We start from the raw sequence: 21,295 nt of genomic DNA, 5'->3' as shown, positions 1-21,295 counted from the left end.
CCGGCGGCCCCGGACGCGGCCGATACCCCGGCGTCCGGTACGACAGGATCGGAATCGCCTCGTCCCTCAAGACGACAATTCACGGCGCTCGCCGCGTCTTCTGAGTGAGACGCCAGGAATCGGCCCCTGAGCTGAATCGGAGGGCCAGCTGCGCAAGAGCCACAGCGGACGCCATGTCCGAGGCCTCGGTACGGTGTCGACGACCACGAGGGCCTGAGTCCGGTCGTGTCTCCGAGAGCCCCACGCGCAGCGCCGCACCCTGACTGTCGGGGCCCCTCGGGTCACATGGCGTGATGACCCCGAGGAGATGCCCGGAATTCATGAGTGAGAGGACGCTGCTCGGCCCATGCGGGACCACCGCATGAGCCTGGCGCGCCACGCAAATCCAGCATGATTGCAACCACTCGTGAGACCACTCCATGCCCTCAGTGACCCATGAAGCCCTGGTGGAGCTGTTCAAGAACCGGCCCACGCTCGCCGCCGAGATGCTGCACGACGCGCTCGGCCATCCGGTCCCGACCTTCACGGAGGCGCGCGTCGAGTCCTCCGATTTCCCCGAGATCGTGTTCTCCGACCGCCGCGCGGATGTCGTCGTCGTGCTGCTGGTCGGCGAGCAGCAGCAGCCCGCGATGGCGATCGTCGTCGAGGTCCAGCTCGGGGTGGACCCGGACAAGCCCTACGTCTGGCCGGTGTACGTCACCCAGACACGCGCCCGGCACCGCTGCCCGACCCGGCTGCTCGTCGTGACCATCAACGCGGCGATGGCGCGGTGGAGCGCGCGGCCGATCGATACGGGTCATCCCGGATGGACGCTGACGCCGCTGGTGCTCGGGCCCCAGGGCGTCCCGGTCGTCACCGACGCCGAGCAGGCGAAGGCGGCGCCCGAGGTGGCCGTGCTCTCCGCGATGGCGCACGGACAGAGCGAGGCGGCAGAGGCGATCGGCGTGGCGTTTTTCGAGGCGGCGGACGGGCTCGATGAGGAGCGCCGGGCCGTCTACGGGGACCTGGTGCTATCCTCGCTGAACGCAGCGGCGAGGCGGAAGTTGGAGGCGATGATGAAGAGCGGTTACCAGTTTCAGAGCGAATTCGCGCGCAGCTACGTGGCGAAGGGGCGAGAAGAAGGGATGCGCGAGGGCACCCTGAAGACGAAGGCGCAGGCGGTGCTCGTCTTCCTCGAGGCCCGCGGGCTCGAGATCCCCGCCGAGGTGCGAGAACGCGTTCTCGCGAGCACCGACCTCGACGAGCTGGACCGCTGGATCCGACGCGCCGCCGTGATCAGCGACGCCCGCGAGCTCCTCGCCACGACCGGCTCCTGAACCGACCCACCATCGCTGGCGGTGACGGCGCGCCGGCGGTCGCGGCCCGGAGCGGGCCCTTCGCACGGGATGGGCGCGGCGGACCGAGCCAGCCAGCAACGTCGTGGCCCCCTGCCCCGCCCTCGCCGCGCCCGCTTGCGGCCCGTTCACCCCCTCGTTCGCCGGGCATCTCCGCCACGGCCCGGCGCCGTCGCGCTGCTTCCTTGAGCGCCGGCGGCAATGCCGGCAGCCCTGTACGCGGCCGATACCCCGGAGTCCGGTACGACAGGATCGGAATCGCCTCGTTCTCATAAGGCGCGCGCTCCCAAGACGGCCCGCGCCTCCAACGGGCTCCGTGCGCTGCGGACGCCGCCGCTCCAGGGACGCGGCCGACGACGCCAGGATCGCGGACTCGATGCAGTACGCACATAATGCGAGCTGGATCGCCTGTTGACGCCGCCCTCCCATGGGAGAAGCATCCGGAGTCGGGGAAGAACATGAGGCACCGGCTGAAGGTGGAGACGCGCATGCCCGTGCGTTGCGGCTGTTCCTGTGCGCTCCTCGTCGATTCGGCGCCCGCCAAGGCAATCATCCAGTTGGCAGCCTGCCATTCCCGAAGGTTTGTTCCTACTCTGGGAATGACTAGGTCTCTGCGATCGGCCGTTGCAACGCCGACGAACCAGGAACATTGCCGAGGGCAGCATGGCGGACATCGAGAAGTTGCTGGTCGATTTCTACAACGGGGCACATATGGTCGACATCGTCACCAAGTGGGCTTTTGTGGTCACAAACCGACAGATGGTTCTTGAGAATCTCGCGTCGTTCGAACGGGCATACGAGCAGCTCGTCGAGCTTCGCGCAGCGGGGAAGCTCGGCGCCGGAGCGGCCGACTTCTCAGTGGAGAACCTCGACGTGGTCAAGCGCATCAACCAGCTGATCGCGCCGGGACTCGACAGCGACGAAGCGCGTCGATCGGCTCGAGAGATACATGATTTGGCTGAACGATGCGCGCGAGCGCTGCAAAGAAGCGACACGCCGCCCGCGGGACAAGGAAGTCAATGACCCCGAGGAGATGGGCAGCCCACGGGGTGTGAGAACCGTTGACGCTCACGCTGGCTCATGGTCCTGCGAGCAGGCTCATCAACACAAGGGATGCGGGAGGGCCCCCTGAAGACCAAGGCCCAGGCCGTACTCGCCTTCCTCGGGGCCTGCGGGCTGGAGGTCCCCGCCGACGTGCGAGAACGCGTCCTCGCGAGCACTGACCTCGGCGGGCTGCACCGCTGGAGCCGCCGCGACGCCGTGTGATCAGCGACGCCGAGGAGCTCCTCGCCACGGCGGACTCCTACTGCGGGAAGTTGCCCCGGATCAGCAGAAAACCGCCAAGCCGCCAAGTACGCCAAGGGGAGAGGGGAAAGGGGCATAGGCGTTAACCAAGCTTCGCGCCGCGTTCTCCTACATCCGAACGTTTACGTTTACGTTTACGTTTACGTTTACGTTTACGTTTACGTTTTCGTTTTCGTTTTCGTGGTCGTGATCGTGGTCGTCAACGATAGGTCGTGAACGACCACGACCACGACCACGACCACGACCACGACCACGACCACGACCACGTTCACGTCCACGACCACGACCACGTTCGTGGTCGAACGAGCTTGGTTAACGCCTATGGGGGAAAGGGGGCCGTCCGGGCGTCCCCCCTATTCCCAGGTTTTCTTGGCGCCCTTGGCGGCTTGGCGGTTTGCTTCGCCGGCCGAATTCCCGCAGTAGCGCTACGGCGCCGGAGGTGAGTCAGCGGGCGGGAGCTCTCCGGGACCGGCGCTCGCCGGTCGGGCGGGCTCGGGGTCGTCCGGTCAGGGATCCGTGAACCCCGAGCTCAGGGCGATTCCCCGTCATCGCCCGCCTCGCCGTCTCCCGGCTCGGCCTCCTCCGACTCGCCATCTTCCGGCTCGGCCTCCTCCGACTCGCCGCCCTCCTCCCCCTCCTCTTCTCCTCCGCCATAGGCGCCGCGGGAGGCGGGGAACGGCGCATAGTCCTTCATCTTGTCGGTGCCCGCGTACCAGTACTCCGCGGCGGCGCGCAGCCTCCGCTCGGCGTTCACGACGAGTGTGTACGCGGCGTCGCGGAGCTTGCGCGAGCGCACCGTCTCGAGAGAGAGCTTCTTGTCGGCGAGCATGCGCGCGAGCAGCGGCGAGAGCTCGCGGAGGCGGTCCGCCGCGGCGCCCTCGCCGCGAGGCGCCTTGTGAACGGCCTCCGCGTGCTCGGCGCAAAGCAAGAGGAGATCGGAGGCGTCCTGGACCAGATCCGCGTCGCCGCTGCCCGCCCGGATCGCCATGAGCCGCTTTTGCCCTTCGGGGCTCTTCTTGAAGCGGAGATCGAAGAAGCGGAGGAGCGATTGCTTAATCTGAACGGCCTCGGCGGCCGGCTTCACGAAGGCCGCGGCGGCCCGCTCCTGGCGCTGCTGCGCCGCTTGCCAGCGCGATTGCACGACGCGCAGGAGCTCGATCTTCTCACGAAGCCCGCCGATCTCCTCGGGCGTGAGCGGGGGCTCGCCCTCGGCGAACGGCGTGCGCACGAGATCCGCCGCGTCGCGCTCGGCGGCGAGCTGAATGCGGCTCGACCAGATGACGCGCCGAGCGAGCTTGCCTGGAAAAAGGGAGGCGTTATCGCCGAGCGACTCGGCCTCTCGGAGCAGCTCGGCCTCTCGCTCGGCGCTCAGCGTGAACTCGGGCGCACCGCCCGACGCTCGGCGCGCGCCTCCGGCGTCGCTCGAAGCGCGCGAGCTCTGGGCGTTCTTGGTCCTGGCTGAAGCGGTGGAGGGTGCCTTCGTTGCCATGGCGATGAAATGTCTCCTTGTCGAGGTCAGCGCCCCTCCGAGCAGAGGCGCGGTCGCTCGATGAGGAAATCGGCGGCGCCGAGGATTCGGGTCACAGGAGAGCACGATACCGACGCTTTCGTGGCGAGGTCGCAAGGAGACAGAGGCGCCGCGCAAACGGACACCGAGGCTGCGCAGCAGCGGTGCAGCAGCGGCAACGGCCATGCGCAGGCGTCGAGCCATGGTAACCCAGGGCAGCAACTGGGCGTGCAGAGGGGCGCTGGGGCTGCACAGGAACCACGCGATCGTACGATAGGACACCCCAATGGGTGCGCAGGAGGGTCGCGAGGGCCGCGCAGGAGCCACGCGATCGTACGATAGGACACATCAATGGGTGCGCAGGAGGGTCGCCGGGGCTGCGCAGCAGGGCGCCGAAGCCGCGCAGGAAGGTCGCCGAGCCTGCGCAGCAGGGCCGCCGGGGCTGCGCAGCAGGGCGCCGAGGCCGCGCAGGAAGGTCGCCGGGCCTGCGCAGCAGGGTTGCGGGGGCTGCGCAGTGTACGAGCGGAGCCCTGGTAACACTTCTGACCGGGAGCTGCGGTGACACTTCCTTGAGCTACAGGCCCATGCTCCGGGAGGACTGGAAACAGGGACCGGATCCTCGTCGGCGCGACACGCTCGCCGCGCTTTCTCGGACCGCCTGGATCTATACACGAACCGCTCCCCGTGGTCGCGGTACACACGAGCCTCTTCTCACGATCCGGCGTGAGTTCGCGCAGGTCACCGCGCCCTGGCCAGCTTCAGCTCCTTGTTCTTCAGGGTGACCTGCGCGAGCAGAACCGGGCCGTAGTACAGCTCCCAGACGTCATCGGCGCTCGGAATCAGCCCCACGGGCTCGCCGGCGAGCAGTGAGGAGACGGTGGTCTGCGCGCCCCCGAACAGCATCCGTCCTTGGTCGTCCAGGCGTCGAATGGCCATCGTGTCCGGGTACTCCGGCGACGAGGGCTTGCTCGGCATCGAGCGGCGCGAGGGCGTGTAGCGCGAAGCCGGCGTCCTCTGGCCGAGCGCCTCGTGCGGACGCTGATCATTGTACTCGTGCCGAAACCGATCGAAGACGCGCTGCTGCGCTGCCAAGTTGGCTTCTGGCGGCGATGTCGCCTCCGCCTTCAACGTCTTGTGCATTCGCTCGTGGCGGCCGTTCTGCTGCGGCTTACCGGGCTCGATCCGCTCGGGATGAATGCCGAGCTTGATCCAGCTGACCGAGAGCGCCGAGAGCCCACCGATGCCAATCGTGGCGAACGGCGGCCCGTTATCGGAGCGGATGCGGTGCGGCAGCCCGAACTCGCGGAACGCGCGCTCGAAGTGCGGCCGCACCGAGGCCTCGTCCGGCTTCGCCACGCCCTCGCACTTGAACAGGTACCGCGACGCCTGGTCCGTCAACGTCAGCGGGTGGCAGCGCGTCCTGTCGCCGAGCGCGAAGTGCCCTTTGAAATCGGCGCACCACGTGTCATTCGGCTGCTCGGCTGGAGCCAGCGGCGACGGCATCGCGGTCGTCGGCGTCACTACGCGGCGCCGACGGGGCCGGATCAGCCCGTGCTTCTTGAGCAACTCGCCGATGGTGCTCGTTGCTGGCAGCCCCTCGACGCCCAGGCTCTCCAGCCGCGCACGCAGCTTCTTCGGCCCCCACGTGGGGCGCTCCTTCCGCAGCGCGATCAGCGCGTCGATGAGCGCCGCTGGCGTCGCATGCGGGAACGAGCGCGCCACGGGCCGCCGCTCCTCCAGCCCGCTCGGTCCGGCCTGCTCGTAGCGCTCCACCCACTTGTACCCCGTCTTCCGGCTGATGCCGAACCGCCGGCACAGCTCCGCGAACGTCTCGTCCGACTCGTTGACCTGCGCGATGAATCGAAGCCTCTCGTCCACTGAACATGTCTCTTTCCAGGGCACCGGCGCTCCTCCGTCGCCGGTCCTCTACGACATGTGTCACCTAAGCTCCCGGTCCGTCCGGGTGCTACCCAGGCTCCCGGTCTGAACCGTTACCCAGGCCACCGGTCCGTACCGAGACCACTCCATGCCCTCAGTGACCCATGAAGCCCTGGTGGAGCTGTTCAAGAACCGGCCCACGCTCGCCGCCGAGATGCTGCACGACGCGCTCGGCCATCCGGTCCCGACCTTCACGGAGGCGCGCGTCGAGTCCTCCGATTTCACCGAGATCGTGCCGTCCGACCGCCGCGCGGATGTCGTCGTCGTGCTGCTGGCCGGCGAGCAGCAGCAGCCCGCGATGGCGATCGTGGTCGAGGTTCAGCTCGGGGTGGACGCGGACAAGCCCTACGTCTGGCCCGTGTACGTCACCCAGACGCGCGCCCGGCACCGCTGCCCAACCGGGCTGCTGGTGATCGACCACGCATGATGCATCTCCTGTCACATTTTCTTCGAGGACTTCCTGCTCGGCGATGTGGGGTGCTCGCGGCGGAGCTGATGGAGCCGCTGCAGCTCCAACTCGTCGGCGATCACCGCCCACTTCCCGTCGATGCGGCGAGCTCGCACCCAGCCACGGCGGAGCCACCCACTCAGGGTGACGACGGGCATCTTCAGCTCGCGCGCCAGGTCCGCAAGCCACCAGGCGTCCTCTGGCGGCGGTTTGGGCCCCCGCGGGACGGAGCCGTGGCGAGACAGCATCGCCCGGACCAATCGACCGTTGAACTGGTTTCGCTGCGTCGGGGTGAGCCAGCCGCCGGCGTTGAGTCGCTCGGCGATCCGTTCTGTCGTGAATCCCTGGCGCCGCATGTCGTGGATCGTCGCCATGAGCGCTTCCTTGTCGCCCATCTTGGCCAGGGTGTGAACAGGGCGGCGGAGGCGCTGGTGCGTCTGGTAGCCACCGACCCAATGCACGATGAGGTCCGTCCATGCCGTATCGGTTTTCGCCGTGGCGACTACATGGTCGACAAGTAGCCTCAACACAGTCTTGCGATCCACGACCGTCGTAGTAGGCGCATTCCAGAGAGCGGGTAGGTCCTCTGCAAGGGCGCGGATCGCGGCGAGGTCCTCCGCCGTCAGGCGTTGCGGCGTCTCCCGGGCGTGCCACTCGTACTCCTCGCGCAGCTGGCATTCGGCGCGGAGCGCATCCTCCCAGGCACGCTCAAGCGTGCGTGCTACGAGCCGGTTCTCGGGCTCTACGCTGTTATACTGACGTGCAGCACGCTCTGCTTCGTAGCGTGCACGTTCGAGGCGCTGCTGCCAAAGGGCTTCCTGCTGCGCGCGCTGCTTCTCCAGATCGACGCGGACCCGCAAGCTGATCTCCAGCGCGGCCGGCGTCAACGCCGAAAGCGCCAACGCCACGACTGTCCTATCTACGCAGGGGCCTGAGATGCTGGTACAGACCTGACCGCCATGATGGCTCGCTTCCTGGTCGCAGACGTAGCGCGGGTAGAGACGTCCGTTTCTCTTGTATGAGGAGTACTGCACCGTCATCCCTAGGCCGCAGCTTCCGCACCTGACGAGCCCCTGCAATAAGGCACTACCATGCCGCGCGGCCCCCGAGGCCGCCTTCGCTCGGTTGGCCCTCAGGCGACGCTGGTTTCGTTCGAATTGCTCCCAGCTGATATAGGCCGGAAAGCGATCACGAACGCAGGCCTGCCAGTCCGCGGGCTCGACAAGCGACGTGCGCCCCGTTGCGCGCCGACCTGGCTGCTGCCGACGTGGGTCCGTCTTGCGCCGGCCATACACATATGCCCCCGCATAGATGGGGTTGCGAAGCATATTGGCCACCATGCCATGATGAGGACGGTGCCATTCAAGGCCACCGCGGTCCGCCCCGATGCGACGACGCACGCCGATCTGGAGCCCCTGCTCGACGGTCGCGCGGAGCACGGCGCGTACGTTACCGAGGCGCTCGAACTGCTCGAAGATGAAGCGCACGACCGCCCGCACTGACTCATCGGGATCGAGGACTACCTCACCGGAGGATTGCAACAGGTAGCCCGAGGGGACGGGCTTGGTGAGCTCTCCACGGCGCGCCTTCTGCAGCTTGCCCTGGAGCAGTCGTTGACGCAAGATGTGTAACTCGGCCTCGGACATCGTCCCCTTCAGTCCCAACAGCAGACGATCGTTGTAGTGCGACGGATCATACAGGCCGTCCAAATCTGCGATTAGGGTGCCGAAGCGAGCGCATAGCTCGAGCAACTGGTGCCAGTCCTTGTTCGAGCGTGCGAGCCGCGACATCTCCACGCCCAGGATGATCCCAACATGATCCAGTGCGACCTCGGCTAACAGCCTCTGGAAATCCTGGCGCCCCGCCGCTGAAGCCCCCGACGTTGCAAGGTCGTCGTCGAGGACCAGGATCCGCTCCGCTATCCAACCGAGCCCGCGCGCCATCGCTTCGAGGCTGTATTGCAGTCGTGTCGACTCCTGGTTGTGCTGGACCTGGTACACCGATGACTGGCGTACGTAGACGATTGCGAGCCGGTCGAGGTGGCGGCTGCTGAGCTTTGTCGGGCGCGCCTCGATGCTCGCGCTGGGCCCCGCCATGGTTGTCATCGGCTGCCTCCCGGTGCGCCGCCAGGTAACGGCTCATCATGAGGCTGAGGACGCTCACGAGATGGGTCTGACCCTCCGGCGCCAGCGCCGTCCACAGCTGCTCCTCGCTGGTCCTCTGCTGGGGCATGGGGCACCGTCCGACCCGGACCTCGCCGCTCACATGGCTCGTCGCTCGATCGTGCACGTGTACGCAGCCAGCGTGCCAACGCCAAGAGCGCCTCTGCGGCAACGACCGGTGGCTCGCTGTGGGTTGAACCCTCTGTGACTTTTTCTGTACTCAGCCTGGCTGCTGGTCGTGACCATCAACGCAGCGATGGCGCGGTGGTGCTCGCGGCCGATCGACACCGGCCACCCTGGCTGGACGCTGACGCCGCTGGTGCTCGGGCCCCAGGGCGTCCCGGTCGTCACCGACGTTGAGCAAGCGAGGGCGGCGCCCGAGGTGGCCGTGCTCTCCGCGATGGCGCACGGACAGAGCGAGGCCGCCGAAGCCATCGGCGTGGCGTTTTTCGAGGCGGCGGACGAGCTCGATGAGGAGCGCCGGGCCGTCTACGGGGACCTGGTGCTATCCTCGCTGAACGCAGCGGCGAGGCGGAAGTTGGAGGCGATGATGAAGAGCGGTTACCAGTTTCAGAGCGAATTCGCGCGCAGCTACGTAGCGAAGGGCCGGCAGGAGGGAATCCTCGAAGCCAAGGCGCACGACGTGCTCGCCATCCTCGAGGCCCGCGGGCTCGAGGTCCCCGCCGAGGTGCGGGAACGCGTCCTCGCGAGCACCGACATCGACGAGCTGGATCGCTGGATCCGCCGCGCCGCCGTGATCAGCGACGCCCGGGAGCTCCTCGCCACGACCGGCTCCTGAACCGACGCCTCGGGCCCGAGGAGCAGCCGAGCGCGCTGCCCCAGTCGCCAGGCGGCGATGCAGGGTGTCCCCTGCCCCCCATAGGCGTTAACCAAGCTTCGCGCCGCGTTCTCCTGCATCCGAACGTTTACGTGGTCGTGAACGTGGTCGTGGTCGTGGTCGTCAACGATAGGCCGTGAACGACCACGACCACGACCACGTCCACGACCACGACCACGTTCACGTAAACGTTGGTGGTCGAACGAGCTTGGTTGACGCCTATGCCCCTGCACCCCCTACTTCTCCGCGCTCGCCTCCTTGAGCGGAGGCGGCAGCGCCGGCAGCCCCGGACGCGGCCGATACCCCGGCTTCCGGTACGACAGGATCGGGATCGCCTCGTTCTTGTACGGCGCGCTCTCCCCCGGCTTCGGGCACTGATCTCGCACCCAGTACACGTCGCACGCCACGATCTCGTCCTCCGGCCGCCCGGTCCGCTCATGATACCTGAGCAGGTAGTCCTGGAGGCCCGGCTTGCGAAATGCCTTGTTCCGATCGAGCCGGATCCTGTTGAAATAGTCCTGCTGGATCTGCCCGAGCCCCAGCCCCCGCGCGTCAGAGAGGTTCAGATCCGGCGGGAGCCCCGTGAACGGATCCACGTGCCGGCCATCGACGGTGATCGCGTCGACGCTGATCGACCCGTCCTCCGTGATCGGGTTCGGCGCGAACATCCCCCACCCCTGGAGGATCCGCGGATACACGATCGTCGCCTGCACGAAGCTCGGCTGAGAGTGCTTGAGGAACGCAGGCACGCTCTTGTTCTCGTTGATGGCCTGGCTCACCGCGCAGAGCCCGAGGTACGCGATCAGCGCCTCCCGCGCGATCGTCCTCCCGCGGGCGAAGCGCTCCCCGAGCGGCGACGGGCTCTCCACCACGCCCGCCGCCCTCCCGCGCGGCGCCCGGCCCAGCCCGAAATACCGCGCGATCTCGTCGCGCCGCCTCGAGGCGACCCCGAGCAGCGCGCCCGGCGCGCCGAGGGCCAGCGCCCAGACGAACGGCCAGGCAAAACGACCTCCAGGGAGCGCCCGCACGATCTCGCGCAGCGCCGCCGCGCCGCGGAACACCCGCCCGTCCGCCGGGTCGCTCGCGTCGCGCACCTCGAAGAGCTCCGGCCGGGGCTCCCCTCCCCCGGCGGCCTCCGCGCCGCCTGCCGGGACAGCGCGCGCCTCCTCGAACCGGAGCAGCTCCAGCGCATCGAGCCGGACAAGGAAGCGCATGAGGGCGAAGGCGAGCGGTGAATCGCCGTCATAAACGACGACCCGGGGCGCCGCGCGGCGGCGATACCAGCGCTCTAGCGCGTCCCAGTGCTGCGCCGTCGGCAGCAGGAACGACCAGGCGATCATGAACCACGAGAACGGGCCGAGGCGCATCATCACCCCGAACGACCCGTGCAGGGCCCACATCCCCCCCATCGCGAGCGCCCGCGTGAAGCGGCGGCCATAGGGCGAGAGGATCCACGTCACGAGCAGCGCCTCGAGCATCAGCACGCCCCAGGTGAGCCCCTTCGTCGCCCAGAAAGGGATGAGCTCCCGCGCGAGGACGGCGACCCCGGTCACCATGCGATCGAGGTGCAAGACGTAGTGCACCGTCTCGCCGTGACGCCAGATCTGGCCCGACTTGTTGACGACGTTGAAATAATAGACGGTCGCCAGGTTCAGGATCGCGAGGAGCACGATCCCCGAGACGTACGGCCGCTCGGCCCAGTCGGGGCGCCTCCGATCCGCGAGATCGGCGGCCGTCCGCTCCCGCCGCTCGCGGTAGGAGCGAATCAGCGCGTCGACGGAGAAACGCCTGCCGGTCGGCATGAACATGGCCCAGCAGGTGATGATGTTCACGACGACATAGCCGCCGTTCTCGATCATGACGATCCGGTTGTCCCTGCTCGTCACGAGGATGAACGACAGGATCGAGAACAGCCGCGTGTTCCATCCGACGAAGAAGCAGAGAAAGCAGAAGAGCGAGAGCGCGAACGCGACGTGGACCTCTCCCGTCGACGAGAAAGCGTGATACAGGCTGAAGTTGTATCCGCTGCTCGGGTGGAAGAGGTGATAGTGGTTGGTGAGCACCCCGTCGTTGCTGTAGATCCAGCTCGCCTCGGTCCAGTGGCGCACGCAGTCGGCCGAGAGGAGGAAGCCGAGCACCAGCCTGAACAGGCCGAGCGTGCGGACGTCGATGGTGCAGTAATGCTCCTTGATCCATCGCCCCACGCGCCGGAGGCGCCCCTCGGCTGGCCGCCTCGGAGCCCCGCCCTCGGGCGCTCGCGGCGCGCCCTCACCGCCCGGCGCGCTCTCCCGCGGCTCGCCTTCGCCGGGCGGAACATCGCCTGTCGGCGCGCCCTCATCGGGCGAAGCATCCCCTGTCGACGCGCCTTCGCCGGGCGGAACATCTTCTGTCGGCGCGCCCTCACCGGGCGGAACATCCCCTGTCGACGCGCCCTCACCGGGCGGCGCGCCCGCGCCACGTCCGAGCGCCGCCTCGGGGTCCGCGGCGCTCGGGTCCTCGTCAGGCCGACCCATCCGAGCGCCTCAGTTCGGCTTGCCGTGCCGGCGGAGGCTCGGCGCGAAGGGTAGGCCCCCCTCGCCCAGCTTTCCGGTGCCACCCCGCGAGTGCGAGAACAGCTTGTCGCGCTCGAAGCTGGTCGGCGCGGGCTCGCCCGGCGCGGGGATCGGCGCCGAGACCCAGTACGCGTCGAAGCCCGACAGCGACGCCTCGCGCCCCGTTCCTGACGTCTTGGGCCCGCCCTTCGCGAGGTAGTCGCGGAAGGCGCGCTGGTAATCGGACCACTCCGGCTGCCGGATGCGATCGAGGTAATCGGACCAGAGCTGGCCGAGCCGCGCCCCGGGGTTCCCGGCAGGCTGGAGCCGCGGCTCCTCCCCGGTCAGCGGATCGATCGGCTCCGACGCGCGCGTCTGGCCGTCGATCACCATCATCGCGTTGTCCCGCGGCGGCTCGGGCGCCATCACGTTCCACCGCGCCAGCATGCGCGGCCACGACGCCACGCCCGCGAGCACCGCCCCCTGCGGGACGGCCGCAGCGCCGGGCAGCGGGTTCTCCTTCGCCGTCTGCGCCAGCACCGCGGCGAGCACCACGAGCACCGCCGCCTCCCGCAGCGACCCCAGCGCGAGCCGCGCCGTCCGCACCGCCGGCGCAGGCGCCGGCGCAGGGCCGTCCGGAGCGGGGCCCGCGTCGCCGCCGTCCGCTTCGCCCTCGTCGGGCAGCGGGATCCCGCACGCATGCCGCCCGAGGAGCTCGCTGATGCGGTGCCTGCGGGCCGCGACCACATCGTAGAGCGCGTTCAAGAGGTGCGAGACGCCCGGCAGCTTGAGCGGCCAGGCGAGCCAGCCGAGCGGCAACGCCAGGAGCCCCTCGGTCACCGCGCCGCCTCGCGTGTAGACGCGACCCTTCCGGTCGATCGCGAGCGCCGTCCGATCCACGAGCTCCGGCGTGACCTCCTTCGGCATCGGCACGCGCTCCGTGGCGCCGGTCTGGTTGCGGACGTAGAGCTCGTCGAGCGCGACATTGCCCTGGAACGTCAGGTGCTCGCGCAGATCGAGCCGCTTGACGAGGCGCGCCAAGAGGAGGCAGACGCCGCAATCGGCGTCGTACACGAGCGTGCGCGCGCGCCCCTCGCTCCAGGAGCGCTCGTACGCGTCCCAGAGCTCGCCGGGGAGCACCATCGGCGCCGCGGCGGCGAGCGCCCAGCCGAACAGCCCGAGATCGAAGAAGACCCCGAGGATCAGCCCGTGCAGGACCATCAGCGCGGCGGCGGCCCCGCGCGTCCAGCGGAAGAGCGCCGGGACGAAGAGCAGCGCCGGGATGGCGAGCTGCATGGCCCACGTGCCGAAGGTGAGCCCGCGCAGCGTGCCGAGCGGCAGGGCGTCGCGGAGCCAGATGCCCGCGTCGCTCGCCAGGCGCTCGGCGTGGAGCGCATAGTAGAACGCCGTCCCGTCGCGCCACGCCGCGCCGCGCTGCTGGAGCGCCGTACAGAGGTAGATCAGGGCGAGCTGCAGCAGCACGGCCAGCGCGGCGAGCGACGTCGGCGACCACCCGGGCAGGCGCCCGGCCGCGATCTCGGCCTCCGAGACCCTCGACCTGTCGTTCAGCTCGGTGTCGCGCTTCTCGTCCCGCAACGCGAGCGAGGCGCGGAGGCTGTCGAGCGAGAAGCGGCTCCCGCACGGCAGGAACGCCGTGAGCGCGAGGATCGCGATCGCCGCGTAGTTGCCGGCGTTCTCGAGCAGGATGTTCCTCGACGTCAGGCTCACCAGCACGAGCACGGAGAGCACGTGAAAGACGCGCGTCCGGTGGCCGATGAGGAACAGGGCGTAGACGACGAGCGCCAGCGAGAAGGCGAAGTGGGCCTCTCCCTCCGTCGAGATGGCGTGGAACAGGCTGAAGACCTGCTGTTTGCCCCGGAGGTTGAAGAGGTGGTTGTGGTTCGGGAGGACGCCCTCGTTCGAGTAGAAGTCCCGCACCCATCGCCACCGCCCGAAGAGGTCGGCGATAAGGACCAGCCCGAAGGTGATGCGAAACAACCCGAGCGAACGGGCGTCAAGACGCAAGAAGTGATCGCGAAGTGATTTCACGGAGAGTCCTCGACACGGAATCCGTAATCCGATGCGTGCTCGAGCACAGGGACGCTCGGCTTACGCAAGAGCAGGGAGCGCACCGTCCAGAGATCGCCGAAGACGCGGTAGCGCAGCGCGGTCTGGTCGAGGTAATCGACGCCCGCGGAGCCGCCCGTGCCGGTGCGCCGGCCGATCACCCGCTCGACCATCCGCGCGTGGCGCTGCCGCCAGATGAGCATGGCCTGCTCCATCTCCAGGATGCGGTCGAGCACCTCGCGCGGCCACGCGAGCCGGGGCAGCTCGCGGTAGCTCTCGATGAAGACGATCGCCGCGCGGATCGCCCGGCGCTTCTCGCGCGTGGCCTCGTCGGCCGCCGGATCGTCCTCGGCGAGCAGGAACGCCTCGGCGGCCGCGCTCTCCGCCTCGTAGCGCGCGCGGAGCCGCTCGACGTCCGGCGGGGTGAGCGCCTTGTCGATCGCCATCTGGACGCGGCGCTCGTTCTCCTCGCGCATCGAGCGCGTGTAGCTGCGCAGGAAGCTCAGGACGCCCTCCGGCTCGCTCGATCCGTCGATCGGCGTCCGCGAGAGCCACTCGTACAGGGTGTGCTTGAGGCTCGGCCCGCTCGCGAGCCGCGCCTCCACGCGGCGCGTGGCCGCCGAGGGCGCGCCGTCCGCGGTCTTGAGCGCCTCCTTGTAGCTCCCCTCCCGGCCGAGCGGGATCCGGAGCGCGTCGTCGAGGCCCAGCACGAGCTCGATCTCGCGCAGCTGCGCCGACTGGAAGCCGCTCGCCGGGATGAGGCGATCGCGGAAATCGAGGTAATCGCGGGTCGTGAGCGTCTCCATGACCCGGAAGTGCTCGATCGCCTGCTCGAAGATGGCGACGACCCGCCGGAACGAGCGCGCCGCGGAGGCGAGCTTCTGATCGGGCACCGGGTTCTGGCGGAAGAGCTCGCGCGCCGAGGTGAGCTCCCGGAGGATGAGCTTGAACCAGAGCTCGTAGATCTGGTGGACGACGATGAACAGGGCCTCGTCGTTGCCGACCTTCTGCTCGTCGTCGTCGAATCCACCCTGGAGGGCGAGCAGCTCCTCGACGTGGATGTAATCCCAGTAATTCATGTCGTTGGTGATTCGAGAGGCGCCGCCAGCAGCGTTCGTGCGGCGTGTTCGCAGCAAGCGGTGCGCCCGCGCCACGAGCGGCGCCGGGAGTCTACTTCCCGCCCCCCAGGAAACGGAAGGGCCTGGCACGGGTCGCACGGATTGCGCGCCTGCGCAAAAAGCAACGTGATGCGCCGCCGGGCGAGCGCGCGCGGCGCGCCTTGCCGGGCGAGCGCGCACGGGCGGCCTCCACCGAGGAGCGTGCGCGGCGCGCTCAGGGCGCGCTCGCGCCGGGCGGCGGCTCGGCCGGGGCGCGCCGCACGCCGTCGGGGCCCATGTCGACGGGCGGCGCGTAGCTCCTGAGCTCGGCCCGCTCGTAGCTCGCGCCGCCCGCGGCCTCGATCACGACCACGCCGACGTCCGGGCAGAACGTCGACACGTAGCGCGCCGGCCTGTCGCCGAGGCGCTCCTCCACGGTCTGCACGCACCCCGTGAACCGCCCCGCGGGCACCTCGATCGCCACGTCGACCGCGGCGATCCGCGCGCGGCCGCCGTGCTCGCCGGTCCACGCGGTGCCGGGCGCGATCGGCTCCTTGAGCACGAAGACGCCCGTGTCGCTGCGGATCACGCCCTCGCCGGTGAACTCGAAGCGCTTCACCCCCGAGGGGAACCGGAGCTCGCCGCTGCGCGCGTCCGCGCGGTGCACGCGCGCGACGAGGAGGCCCTGCTCGCCGCCCTCGCTCAGGGTCGCGTAGTGGTAGATGTGCCCGTCGACGAGCGGGAAGTAGCGCTCGGCCCGCGTGCCCGAGGTAGCGCCCTGCTGCCCGTCGGGCGCCGCGTCCCACACAACGGGCCGACCCGGGCTGGCGGCGCCCCCGCAGGCGATCAGCGCGAGCGCGAGCGCGGCGAGCCAGCGCGCGGGGCGGCGGCCTGAGGGACGTCCGGGCTCGGCGTTCACCCCGCTGCCTCCTCGATCGTCACGGGGCCGCGTGGCCGTGGGACCAGTACCAGAGCGCGAGGAACGCGAGCAGCGCCATGGCCGCAAGGAGCAGGACGACGGCGAGCGGGTCGGGGTCGATCCGGCGCAGCAGCGCCCGCGCCGCGCGGCGGACGTCATCGTGCTCGGCCTCCTTCGCGAGCCGCCCCGCCTCCGCGCGGACCAGCGCGTAGTCGCCGCGCTCGAACGCCTGCTCGAGGCGCTCGATCTCGGGATCGCGAGGGCCCGCCGGCGCGTCGTTGCCGGGGGGCGGCGCCGCCTTCTCGTCGCGCCGCTTCCTGCGCTTCTTCGGCGGGCGCCGCGGCTCGGCGTCGGCCTGCGCGTCCGGCGGCGAGCTCGGATCCGGCTCGGGCCGGGCGTCGGTGTCGGCCTGCTCCGTGTCCGTCACGTACAGCTCTCGGTGGTGATGTAGGCCATGGCCGAACCCCGCGGCAGATCCCCGGGACGGCGCAGGCTACCCCAAGCCCGGCCGCGCGTGCCCGAAAAAGGCCGGAAAACCCGCGGTCCGCCGCCGCTTGCCGCCGGCGGCCCGGCCGGGCGCATCGGCCCGGGCGCGCAGCGCGCTCCTCCGATGCGCCCCGGCCTACTCGAACGGCAGCCGGTCCCGCTGCCGGTCGACCTCGGCCGGATCCGGGCGGTCTCTCCAGGGGACCATCGCCTCGCCCTCGCCGCTCACAACGCAGCGGAGCGCCTCGCAGGCGGCCCGGTAGTACGCCTTGCGACCGCAGCCGACGGCCTTGAAATGGCCGCCGAGCTGCTCCTCGATGCGGACGTCCCTGTCGGCGCAGTCGAGGTCGGAGGTGGCGCGCGCCCGGATCATCGGCATCGCGTTCGCCGGCACGTTGGCCACGCTGCATGACAGCGAGAGCGCGCCGGCAAGGAGGACGGCGAGGGGGGCGAGGGCGGCGAGAGGGGGCGGGCGCACGGCGAGAGCCTAGATCACATCGGGAGATCGCGCCGACTCATCTCTGCGTCGGCGGCGGCCATCCTCGTCCAGGCCGGGTGCGGTCGTCGTGCCGGCGGGGCGCGTCGTCATCGCGGGCGAGCCCGTGCTCATCCGCGGCCGTGGTCGACCCGACACGTTGCGTAGACCGCCGCTCCAGCAGGCCGCTACGCTCGCCGGCTCATGAGCAAGGTCACCGCGCTCGGGATGGACACGATCACCGAGAAGTCGGGGCATCGGATGACCGGCATGGCGGTGAGCGTATGCACCACGCCCGCAGCGCCGAGCCCGGTGCCATAGAGCGGATCGATCCGCTCGGCGCGAGGACGTCATACGCGTACGACGCGCGCGGTCAGGTCACCGCGATCACCGGTCCGGACGGCTCGGCGGAGCGGTTCGTCTACGACGCGCGCGGCAACCTGGGTGGGCCGACGTTACTCGACGGGCTGGGAGATCAAGCTCGATCGGGAGCATGGCAGCGGCGTCGCGTCGATGACGATCGAGTCGGCGGCGGGGGTCGAGCGCATCCGCATCGAGGAGGACGGCCTGGGCCGCGAGGCGGCGCGCGTGCGCGAGGGCGGCTATGCGATCCGCAGCACGCGGGACGATGGCGGGCGGCCGGTGGTCATCACGGTCGAGGACGCCGCGGGCCGGCCGCTGCGCGAGCGTCGGTATGCCTGGAGCGCGGCCGGGCCACGTTCGATCCATCGTTATGGCCGGGGCCCCACCTGCGTTGATCGCGGCCTGCTCCCTCCGCCCCGTCGCGCACGCTCTGCACACGCGCCGCAGAGCGGCGGTCACCCGCACAGGAGACGGGTCCAGATCGGCGTTTTCGGCGCGGAAGCGCACGAAAGGGAGCTGAGCACCGAAAACGCCGAGATGGGCCCGTATCCGAAGCGGGTGACCGCCGCTCTCAGAACTGGAAGTATACGAACGGGACCGCGGCCGCGCTCGCCGCCTCGTGGAGACCGATCGCGACGAGGAACAGCAGCGCGCCCTGCACCGGCGCCGGCGCCGCGATGAAGGCGCCGCGGGCGCGCTCGTAGAGGCGCTCCGGCACGTAATGGGACAGGAGCGCGACCCCGAGGAGCGCGACCAGCACGGGCGGGAGGTTCGGGTGGAAGGTCGTCAGCGTGCCGATCTGCCGCAGGATGAGCACGGCCTGCGAGAAGGTCGGCACGCGGAAGAAGATCCACGCGAAGCAGACGTAGTGGAACGTCAGCAGCACGCACAGCGCGCGGACGGGGAAGCGGACGAGGAAGGAAGCGAGGGGCGAGCTCGCGGTCGCGCCATCGCGCTCGCCCTCGCCGGCCGGTCGCCGGCGCTGGACGGCGCGCTGGAAGGCGCGCGTCACGGCGAGGCCGAGGCCGTGGAGGAAGCCCCAGAAGACGAAGTTCCACGATGCCCCGTGCCAGAGGCCGCCGAGCAGCATCGTGATCATCAGGTTGCGGTACGTCGCCAGCTCGGAGCCGCGGTTGCCGCCGAGCGGGATGTACAGGTAGTCGCGGAGCCAGGTGGAGAGCGAGATGTGCCAGCGGCGCCAGAAATCAGCGAGGTTGTGCGCCTTGTACGGCGCGTCGAAGTTCTTCGGGAACCGCACGCCGAGCAGGAGCGCCGAGCCGATCGCGATGTCGGTGTAGCCGGAGAAATCGCAGTAGATCTGCGCGGCGTAGCCGTAGACGCCCGCGAGGACCTCCAGGGCCGAGTAGTTCTCCGGGCGCTCGAACACGCGGTCGACGAGGTTGAGCGCGAGCTGGTCGGAGAGCACGACCTTCTTCACGAGGCCGATCGCGACGAGGAACAGCGCCGCCCCGCCCTCCTCGAGGGTGAGGCTCGGGGCGCGCTCGAACTGCGGGAGCAGGTCCCGCGGGCGCACGATGGGCCCGGCGACGAGGTGCGGGAAGAAGGCGACGAAGAGCAGGTAGCGGAGGTAGCTCTTGTGGGGCGGGAGCTCGCCCCGGTACACATCGACGACGTAGCTCATCGACTCGAACGTGAAGAACGAGATGCCGACCGGCGGCAGGAGCACCCGGAACGCGTGGCCCACGCTCGCCGGCTCGCCCGTGAGCAGCGCGCGGAGCGCCGCGGCGTTCTCGAGCGCGAAGTTCCAGTACTTGAAGAACCCCAGGAACCCGAGGTTCAGCACCACCGTGGCGACGAGCATCGCGCGCCGCGCCCGGGGCCGCTCCTCGCGGGCGATCGCGCGGGCGAGGAAGAAGTCGACGGTGGACGAGGCGAAGATGAGCGGCAGGTAGCGCCAGTCCCAGGCCGCGTAGAACCCGTAGCTGACGAGCAGCAGGAACACGAGGCGCGGCCAGGCGCCGGCGTACCGCACGAGCGCCCACGATCCGACGAAGACGGCGGCGAAGAACTCGGCGTAACGGAGGGTATTGAAGAGCACGGCCGGTCGGAGTCCGGGTCAGGCTGTGGCGAGGGGCGCGGCGCGCGGCAGGGCCGAGCGCGTTGTCGAGGAGGAGCGGGCTACCCGGGCGGTGGGGGCCGTCTACCACAGGGGGCGCCGCGCGGTCGCTCTCCTGGCGCGGCCCGATGGCGCCGCGCGGTCGCGCTCACAACGCGGCGCCCTGCGGAACGACGCGGAACGACGCGGAACGACGCGGAACGACGCGGAACGACGCGGAACGACGCGGAACGACGCGGAACGACGCGGAACGCGACCGCGCGGGGCCGCGTTTCAACGGCGCCATGGCGCCGCGCCATGTTGAACGGCGCCCCGCGTCGTGCCAAGGATGGATCTGATGCTGGGTCGCCTGATCCTCGGGGTTGTGAAGGGGCTCATCGTGGGGGGCCTGCTGGGCTTCGCGCTGGCGAAGCTCGGCTTCGCCGCGCCGGTGGCGATCATCGCTTACGTGGCCGCGGCGCTCGCCGGGGTCCTCGTGGGGCTGATCGCGGGCAAGCCCATCTGGGCGAAGGACGCGAAGATCGAGGCGGGGATGAAGGCCTTCGTCGGAGCGCTGCTCGGCGCTGGCCTGATGTACGCCGCGCGCAGGTGGCTCACGGTGCCGGTGCCTGTGCCGCTCGGCGAGCTCGGGGGCGCGAACCTGTCGCTCGGCGAGGCCGCGGGGAGCACCGGGACGTTCGGCGGCCTGGCGATCACGTCGCTCGCCGCGATCGCCGCGCTCCTCGGCGGCTTCTACGAGGCCGACAACGACCCCTCGGACGAGGAGAAGCCGGGCGCGAAGCCGGCGGTGAAGGCGGCGGCCGGGGGCAACAACAAGCGCATCGCCGCCTCCGCCGCGGCGGACGAGCTCGACGACGACCTCGAGGTCGAGCCCGAAAAGAAGCGCGCGAAGAAGTAACCCGTGCCGTTCGCGCGGGCCCTCCTCTATGCCGCGTCGCTGGGCGCGCTCGCGCTGGTCGCGCGCTCGCTGCTCGTCGCGCCGGTGCCCATCGCGGTCGCGTGCGCGGCCATCGCCGGCTACGTCGCCCTCATCCTGTGCGGGGTCTTCTTCCTCGGGCTCGGCATGTTCGTCGACGTCGTGAAGCGCGGCCCGCCCGGCGCGCGGGGCGTGGCGCTGACCTTCGACGACGGGCCGAGCCCGGAGCACACGCCGGCGGTCCTCGCGCTCCTCGACGAGGCGGGCGTGAAGGCGACGTTCTTCGTCATCGGCCGCAAGGCCGAGGCCCACCCGGAGCTCGTCCGCGAGATCGCGGCGCGGGGCCACGCCATCGGCCTGCACAGCCACGCGCACGACCGGCTCTTCTCGCTGCGCTCGGCCCGCCGGGTCGAGCGCGACCTCCGGCAGGGGCTCGACGTCATCGAGCGGATCACCGGCGCCCGCCCCACCTTCTTCAGGCCGCCCGTCGGCCACACGAGCCCGCGCATCGCCCGCGTGGTGGACGCGCTCGACCTCGACGTAATCGGCTGGTCGGTGCGGGGGTTCGACGGGCTCCCCGGGGCGGACCCCGGGCGGGTGGCGGGGCGGATCATCCCGGGGCTCCGCGACGGGGCCATCGTGCTGCTCCACGACGCGGCCGAGCGCGACGACCACGCCCCCGCGGGGCCCCTGGCGCTCCCGCGCATCCTGGCGGCGATGGAGAAGCGCAACCTGGTCGGGGTCCGCGTCGACGCGTGGCTCGACGACGGCGACCGGGACGCCTAGACCACCTCCATCGGGTGGCGCTACGCTCGGTCCAATGGCCGCGCCG

The 21,295-nt window shown here is 70.0% G+C and carries 17 protein-coding genes and 1 pseudogene; 7 read left to right on the top strand and 11 right to left on the bottom strand.

Annotated features, from left to right (window positions below):
- The first annotated feature begins 419 nt into the window (after nt 1-419).
- From POL72_RS15565 to POL72_RS15555, 3 genes are all read left to right on the top strand, one after another.
- Nucleotides 420-1,316 carry a hypothetical protein gene (locus tag POL72_RS15565; RefSeq protein ID WP_272096107.1) on the top strand — a complete coding sequence of 299 codons (897 nt, stop codon included), beginning with the start codon at nt 420-422 and terminating at the stop codon, nt 1,314-1,316.
- 681 nt (nt 1,317-1,997) lie between these two features.
- Nucleotides 1,998-2,357 carry a hypothetical protein gene (locus tag POL72_RS15560; RefSeq protein WP_272096106.1) on the top strand — a complete coding sequence of 120 codons (360 nt, stop codon included), beginning with the start codon at nt 1,998-2,000 and terminating at the stop codon, nt 2,355-2,357.
- Nucleotides 2,358-2,447: 90 nt separating this feature from the next.
- Nucleotides 2,448-2,600, top strand: coding sequence for a hypothetical protein (locus POL72_RS15555; protein WP_272096105.1), 153 nt, complete (start codon nt 2,448-2,450; stop codon nt 2,598-2,600).
- A gap of 197 nt (nt 2,601-2,797) precedes the next feature.
- Here POL72_RS15555 and POL72_RS15550 read toward each other — a convergent pair whose 3' ends face one another.
- From POL72_RS15550 to POL72_RS15540, 3 genes are all read right to left on the bottom strand, one after another.
- Entirely contained in the window at nt 2,798-2,929 is a 132-nt protein-coding gene (locus POL72_RS15550) for a hypothetical protein (RefSeq protein ID WP_272096104.1), read from the bottom strand.
- Nucleotides 2,930-3,168: 239 nt separating this feature from the next.
- The gene (locus POL72_RS15545; protein ID WP_272096103.1) at nt 3,169-4,128 is read right to left on the bottom strand and encodes an ATPase; all 960 of its coding nucleotides are present in this window, start codon (nt 4,126-4,128) and stop codon (nt 3,169-3,171) included.
- A 756-nt stretch (nt 4,129-4,884) separates the two neighbouring features.
- Nucleotides 4,885-6,048, bottom strand: a complete 1,164-nt coding sequence (locus POL72_RS15540; protein ID WP_373372205.1) for an IS481 family transposase — start codon at nt 6,046-6,048, stop codon at nt 4,885-4,887.
- A 124-nt stretch (nt 6,049-6,172) separates the two neighbouring features.
- Here POL72_RS15540 and POL72_RS15535 point away from each other — a divergent pair.
- Nucleotides 6,173-6,499, top strand: a pseudogene (locus POL72_RS15535) (hypothetical protein); the annotation flags it as partial.
- A gap of 23 nt (nt 6,500-6,522) precedes the next feature.
- Here POL72_RS15535 and POL72_RS15530 read toward each other — a convergent pair.
- Complete coding sequence (locus POL72_RS15530) at nt 6,523-8,637, bottom strand: recombinase family protein (RefSeq protein ID WP_272096100.1); 2,115 nt, start codon at nt 8,635-8,637, stop codon at nt 6,523-6,525.
- A 295-nt stretch (nt 8,638-8,932) separates the two neighbouring features.
- Here POL72_RS15530 and POL72_RS15525 point away from each other — a divergent pair, with 295 nt between their 5' ends.
- A complete protein-coding gene (locus POL72_RS15525) occupies nt 8,933-9,493 on the top strand; it encodes a hypothetical protein (protein WP_272096099.1) in 561 nt (186 codons plus the stop codon).
- Between the two features lie 275 nt (nt 9,494-9,768).
- On the opposite strand, the gene POL72_RS15520 is transcribed toward POL72_RS15525, so the two are convergent.
- The 7 genes from POL72_RS15520 to POL72_RS15490 all read right to left on the bottom strand — a co-directional run bounded on the left by POL72_RS15520 (nt 9,769) and on the right by POL72_RS15490 (nt 19,529).
- Complete coding sequence (locus POL72_RS15520; protein WP_272096098.1) at nt 9,769-12,045, bottom strand: hypothetical protein; 2,277 nt, start codon at nt 12,043-12,045, stop codon at nt 9,769-9,771.
- Between the two features lie 9 nt (nt 12,046-12,054).
- Nucleotides 12,055-14,112 carry a DCC1-like thiol-disulfide oxidoreductase family protein gene (locus tag POL72_RS15515; protein WP_272096097.1) on the bottom strand — a complete coding sequence of 686 codons (2,058 nt, stop codon included), beginning with the start codon at nt 14,110-14,112 and terminating at the stop codon, nt 12,055-12,057.
- Nucleotides 14,109-15,338, bottom strand: coding sequence for a tryptophan 2,3-dioxygenase family protein (locus tag POL72_RS15510; RefSeq protein ID WP_308738121.1), 1,230 nt, complete (start codon nt 15,336-15,338; stop codon nt 14,109-14,111). The genes POL72_RS15515 and POL72_RS15510 overlap by 4 nt, the downstream gene beginning before the upstream one ends.
- 124 nt (nt 15,339-15,462) lie before the next feature.
- Nucleotides 15,463-16,146, bottom strand: coding sequence for a hypothetical protein (locus POL72_RS15505; protein WP_272096095.1), 684 nt, complete (start codon nt 16,144-16,146; stop codon nt 15,463-15,465).
- Nucleotides 16,147-16,165: 19 nt separating this feature from the next.
- Nucleotides 16,166-16,573 carry a hypothetical protein gene (locus tag POL72_RS15500; protein WP_272096094.1) on the bottom strand — a complete coding sequence of 136 codons (408 nt, stop codon included), beginning with the start codon at nt 16,571-16,573 and terminating at the stop codon, nt 16,166-16,168.
- 195 nt (nt 16,574-16,768) lie between these two features.
- A complete protein-coding gene (locus POL72_RS15495) occupies nt 16,769-17,110 on the bottom strand; it encodes a hypothetical protein (protein WP_272096093.1) in 342 nt (113 codons plus the stop codon).
- 931 nt (nt 17,111-18,041) lie between these two features.
- A complete protein-coding gene (locus POL72_RS15490) occupies nt 18,042-19,529 on the bottom strand; it encodes an MBOAT family O-acyltransferase (protein WP_272096092.1) in 1,488 nt (495 codons plus the stop codon).
- A 355-nt stretch (nt 19,530-19,884) separates the two neighbouring features.
- On the opposite strand from POL72_RS15490, the gene POL72_RS15485 reads away from it, so the two are divergent.
- Both POL72_RS15485 and POL72_RS15480 read left to right on the top strand, forming a co-directional pair.
- Nucleotides 19,885-20,445 (top strand): hypothetical protein, encoded by a 561-nt coding sequence (locus POL72_RS15485; protein ID WP_272096091.1) that lies wholly within the window; start codon nt 19,885-19,887, stop codon nt 20,443-20,445.
- A 3-nt stretch (nt 20,446-20,448) separates the two neighbouring features.
- Nucleotides 20,449-21,249: a polysaccharide deacetylase family protein gene (locus POL72_RS15480; protein ID WP_272096090.1), complete on the top strand. Its 801-nt coding sequence runs from the start codon at nt 20,449-20,451 to the stop codon at nt 21,247-21,249.
- The last annotated feature ends 46 nt before the right edge of the window (nt 21,250-21,295 follow it).

The organism is Sorangium aterium, assembly GCF_028368935.1.
GTDB lineage: Bacteria > Myxococcota_A > Polyangia > Polyangiales > Polyangiaceae > Sorangium > Sorangium atrum.
The sequence above is the reverse complement of the archived record's forward strand: the minus strand, read 5'-3'. Positions and strand labels throughout refer to the sequence as shown.